Source organism: Streptomyces sp. SPB074 (assembly GCF_000154905.1).
Lineage (GTDB): Bacteria > Actinomycetota > Actinomycetes > Streptomycetales > Streptomycetaceae > Streptomyces.
In genome coordinates this window covers 968,912-972,675 of record NZ_GG770539.1, presented here as the reverse complement: position 1 = coordinate 972,675, position 3,764 = coordinate 968,912, and the positions used below count along the sequence as shown (strand labels likewise).

The 3,764-nt window shown below is 76.1% G+C and carries 3 protein-coding genes and 3 pseudogenes; 3 read left to right on the top strand and 3 right to left on the bottom strand.

Annotated features, from left to right (window positions below; all coding sequences use genetic code 11):
• Positions 1–147, top strand: a pseudogene (locus SSBG_RS30665) (XdhC/CoxI family protein); the annotation flags it as partial.
• A gap of 59 nt (positions 148–206) precedes the next feature.
• Here SSBG_RS30665 and SSBG_RS03970 read toward each other — a convergent pair.
• The 3 genes and pseudogenes from SSBG_RS03970 to SSBG_RS03960 form a co-directional block, all read right to left on the bottom strand.
• Positions 207–1,025 (bottom strand): SAM-dependent methyltransferase, encoded by an 819-nt coding sequence (locus tag SSBG_RS03970; RefSeq protein ID WP_008744933.1) that lies wholly within the window; start codon positions 1,023–1,025, stop codon positions 207–209.
• A 59-nt stretch (positions 1,026–1,084) separates the two neighbouring features.
• On the bottom strand, positions 1,085–1,735 hold the full coding sequence (locus SSBG_RS03965) for a maltokinase N-terminal cap-like domain-containing protein (protein WP_008744932.1): 651 nt from the start codon (positions 1,733–1,735) through the stop codon (positions 1,085–1,087).
• A 46-nt stretch (positions 1,736–1,781) separates the two neighbouring features.
• Positions 1,782–2,329: pseudogene (locus SSBG_RS03960) on the bottom strand (DinB family protein).
• A gap of 233 nt (positions 2,330–2,562) precedes the next feature.
• On the opposite strand from SSBG_RS03960, the gene SSBG_RS03955 reads away from it, so the two are divergent.
• Positions 2,563–3,276 carry a hypothetical protein gene (locus SSBG_RS03955; protein WP_008744930.1) on the top strand — a complete coding sequence of 238 codons (714 nt, stop codon included), beginning with the start codon at positions 2,563–2,565 and terminating at the stop codon, positions 3,274–3,276.
• A pseudogene (locus tag SSBG_RS03950) lies at positions 3,273–3,764 on the top strand (hypothetical protein); the annotation flags it as partial. The gene SSBG_RS03955 and the pseudogene SSBG_RS03950, both read left to right, overlap by 4 nt.

Below are 3,764 nucleotides of genomic sequence, written 5' to 3'. Positions count from 1 at the left end.
CTCGACCTCGGCGCCCGCACCCCGGAGGAGACCGCGCTGTCCATCGCCGCCGAGATCGTCGCCCACCGCCACGGCGCCACCGGCACCCCGCTCACCGGCTCCCCCGCCCCCATCCACCGGCGGCACCCGGCCGGCTCGGGGGTGTGAACCGGGGGCGGCCCGGGCGGGGGAGCGGAGCCCGGCCTGCCGCCCCGCCCCCGGCCGTCTCAGGGCTTGCGCGCCACCCCGCACATCGTGTTGCCCTCACCGGGCGCCACGTCGCCCTGCGCGGGATCGGGACGCCACTCGGACGTCAGGACCACACCGGGCGCGACGAGTTCGAGCCCGTCGAAGTACGCCGCGATCCGCTCGGGGGAGCGCAGGTGGTACTCGCTCGCCGAGTTCTGGTTGTACGCCGCGATCGCCGCGTTCAGTGTCTCGTTGGTGTCCACACCGTCCGCGAGCGCGAGCCAGCTCCCCGGGGGCAGCGCGGCGAGCAGTTCCCGCACGAGCGAGGCCGGTTCGTCCTCGTCGGGAAGCTGGCCCATGATGCCGAGCATCGTCAGCCCCACCGGCTTCGTGAAGTCCAGCGTCCGCGCCGCCTCCTCGATGATCGCCCCCGGCTTGCGCACGTCCGCGTCGATGTACGCGCAGGCACCCTCCGGCGTGCTCGTCAGCAGCGCCCGCGCGTGCGCGAGGACGAGCGGGTCGTTGTCGACGTAGACGACGCGCGCGTCCGGCGCCTCGCGCTGCGCGACCTCGTGCGTGTTGTCGGCGGTCGGCAGCCCCGTCCCCAGGTCCAGGAACTGCCGTACCCCGGCCTCGCGCGCGAGGTAACGCACCGCGCGCGCCAGGAAGTAGCGCTGCCCGCGCGCGATGCCCGCGATGTCGGGGAAGCTCTGCCGGATCATGTCGCCGACGGCCGCGTCCACCGGGTAGTTGTCCTTGCCACGCAGCAAGTAGTTCCACACACGGGCCGATTGCGGCTGGTCCGTGCGGATGCGCTCGGCGAGCTGACGCCGCCGCTCCTCTTGATCGTCACTCATGGCCCGGAGCCTCGCACAGTCGCGTCCCCCGGACCACCTGCGAGGCGCGTTTTCCCGGCTCAGGGCGTCGGCAGGTGGAACGAGGCGTACACGGACCGCGCCGACAGATCGCCGGGCGCGAGACCGCTCACGTACCCGACGAGACCGGGCGGGAGCTCCGCGTCCGCCGCGCGCAGCACCCGGTGCGTCCGCAGCGTCAGCCGTCCGCCGCACAGCACCGTCGAGGTCCCCTCGGGGCCCGAGACGACACTGCTCGGGCTCACCTCGTCCTCGGGGACCGGGCCGTCCCATCGGCCGTGCACACTCGGATCGGGCGTATCGCTCAGGCTCTGCGCCTGCGGCTCGGCCGCCCCGCGCGCCAGCGCGAGCAACTGCGCGCACAGCACCGCGTCGTGCGCCCCGTCGTACACCCAGCGCTTCCCCAGCACACCGTGCTCGCTCGTCCCCACGAGCGCCGCTTCCAGTCCGTCGACCGGCGCGCCCCGGTAGGTGAGCGGCACGTGGTACGTCACGGCCTCCGCGCCCGCCCCGTCGGTGACCGCCATCAACTCGATCCCCACCTCGCCCGCCGGGTCGTCCAGCCGGAAGCCCCCGGCCTTCTCCAGCGCGGCGGGCCCGCTCCCGCCGACGTACCACGGCTGTTTCGGCAGCCACCCGGAAAGGAGTTCGAGCTTGCTGGGGACCAGCGTCGTGCGGTGGATCTCGGCCATGGTGTCTCTCCTGCTCGCCCGGTCGGGTGGACGAGACTAGCCGGGCTCAGCCGTCGAGCACGAGCCATTGCCTGCCGTCCAGGAGCTCGCGCACGGCGTCGGCGTGCCCCGCGTGGCAGGCGGTCTCCGTGAGCACGTGCACCAGGACCTCACGGACCGAGCGCGGCCGGTAGGAGCCGAACAGCTCCCGCGGCCACCACGCGGGCGGCTGTGCCGCCGAGAGCCCGTCGAGCACCGCGTCCGCGCGCTCCGCCTCCGCCCGGTACAGCGCCCGCAGCCCCTCGCCCGTGTCCCCGGGCGCCGGGTGCCAGGCGTCGTCCCCGGCCCTCGTCCCCGTCACCGAGGCCACCACCCCGGGATCGGCCGCGAGCACCCCCCTGAACCAGAACCGCTCGACATCGAGCGCGAGATGCCGCAGCAGCCCCAGGCACGACCACCCCGAGGGCAGCACCCCCGCCGCAGCTCCTCCTCGCCCAGCCCCTCCAGGGCCCCCAGCACGTGCGCCCGCTGGGCACGCAACGCCTCGCGCAGTACCACCACCTCCGCGTCCGCCGCCCCCGCCCCGCCGCCCGCGCTCCCCGCGTCCCCCGCCATCACGGTCTCCTCCCGTCCGGTGCGGCCCACCGTAGAACGGGAGACCGACAGCGGAGCCCGTCAGGACGGGGGACTGGCGGCGGAGCAGGTCAGGACGGGGCCTGGCGGCGGAGTCCGTCCGGGCCGCCCGCTATCGTCCTGCTGTACGCACACGGCCCCGGCACGCGGCGGACGCGGCGGACGCGTGCCGCGCGCGAGGCGCGGGGAGAACGGCACAGGCGGGAGAAGGCGGGATGCGGTACGGAGGCGGGCACGCGCACGCGTTGCGCCTGGCGGCCTGCGCGGCGACGGCGTGGCTGGTGTGGCTCCTGTGGCACCTGACCGGGGCCGAGGCCGGCACGGTCAGCTGGACGTGCGACGGCGTCGGCACGTGCGGCAGCAACGACTTCGCCTCCTTCTCCGCCCTGCCCGGCACCGCCGCGACCCTGCTCCTCGGCGTCCTGTGCGCCCGCTACCTGCACCGCGCCACGCCCGGGCTCGTCGTCCTGCTCGCCGTGCTCGCCTGTGCCGACGGCTTCCAGCGGGCCCTGGACGAGGGCACCCAGCGCGCGGGCACGGTCCCCGGCGGCTCGCCCGTCCTCATCCCGATCCCGCTCACCACCGGCACCTGGCTCACCGTCCTGCACGTCCTCGCCGTCCTCGCCTGCGCCGCCGCCGCGTGGGGCGCGGTGTTCAGCGCCCGCAGGCTCGCGCTCCTCCCCCTGCTGCGCGGCTCCCGGGCCCGCGCCGCCGCCGAACTGAACGGCTGGCGCCCCCGAGGGCGCCGGCACGCCGAGACGAGCGCTGTCTTCCGCGACGCCGACGGCACCCCGCACGAGGTCATGGTCCGCGTGGAACGCGCCGCGCTGCGCCGCCCCGTCGAGGTCCGCTACGACCCGGAGCGCCCCGGCGACCCGGACCGCACCCGCGCCTTCCTGCCCAGGAAGTCCCTGGTGACCCGGCCATGACCCGCCCCGTCCGGGCCGCCGTGCCCCGCCCGCGCCGTGCCGTCGACAAGCGCCCCCGCACCTACCTCCTGCGCCGTTCCCTCACCCCCGGGGCGCTCTTCCTCACCCTCCTGACCGCCGCCGCGCTCACCGCCGTCGGCCACGGGGCGGGGCCCGGCCCGCGCTGGCTGCTGTTCACCGGGCTCGCCGTCGCCGCGCCCCTGCTCGCCCTCCTCGGGCACCTCGCGGAGAGCGCCCCGTACGGTCCGCGCGCCGCGGCCCTGCCGCGTTCCGGCGCGGCGGCGGAGTGGGCCCCGGCCCTCGTGCACGCGGCGTGGACGGTGCACCGCCGCACCGGGACGCCCGTCTCCGAGCACGACGCGCAGGCCGTGCACGTCTTCGACCTCTCCGTCATCACGGCGGACGGCCGCCCGCACCGCACCCGGGTCCGGCAGGCCGCCGACGTCCAGGGCCTCGCCCACGCCACGAGCGCAGTCGTCCGCCACGAC

Excerpts from the sequence above, each read along its gene's own strand:
- SSBG_RS03970 (WP_008744933.1), bottom strand. The coding sequence starts at position 1,025 with ATGAGTGACGATCAAGAGGAGCGGCGGCGTCAGCTCGCCGAGCGCATC.
- SSBG_RS03965 (WP_008744932.1), bottom strand. The coding sequence starts at position 1,735 with ATGGCCGAGATCCACCGCACGACGCTGGTCCCCAGCAAGCTCGAACTC.
- SSBG_RS03955 (WP_008744930.1), top strand. The coding sequence starts at position 2,563 with ATGCGGTACGGAGGCGGGCACGCGCACGCGTTGCGCCTGGCGGCCTGC.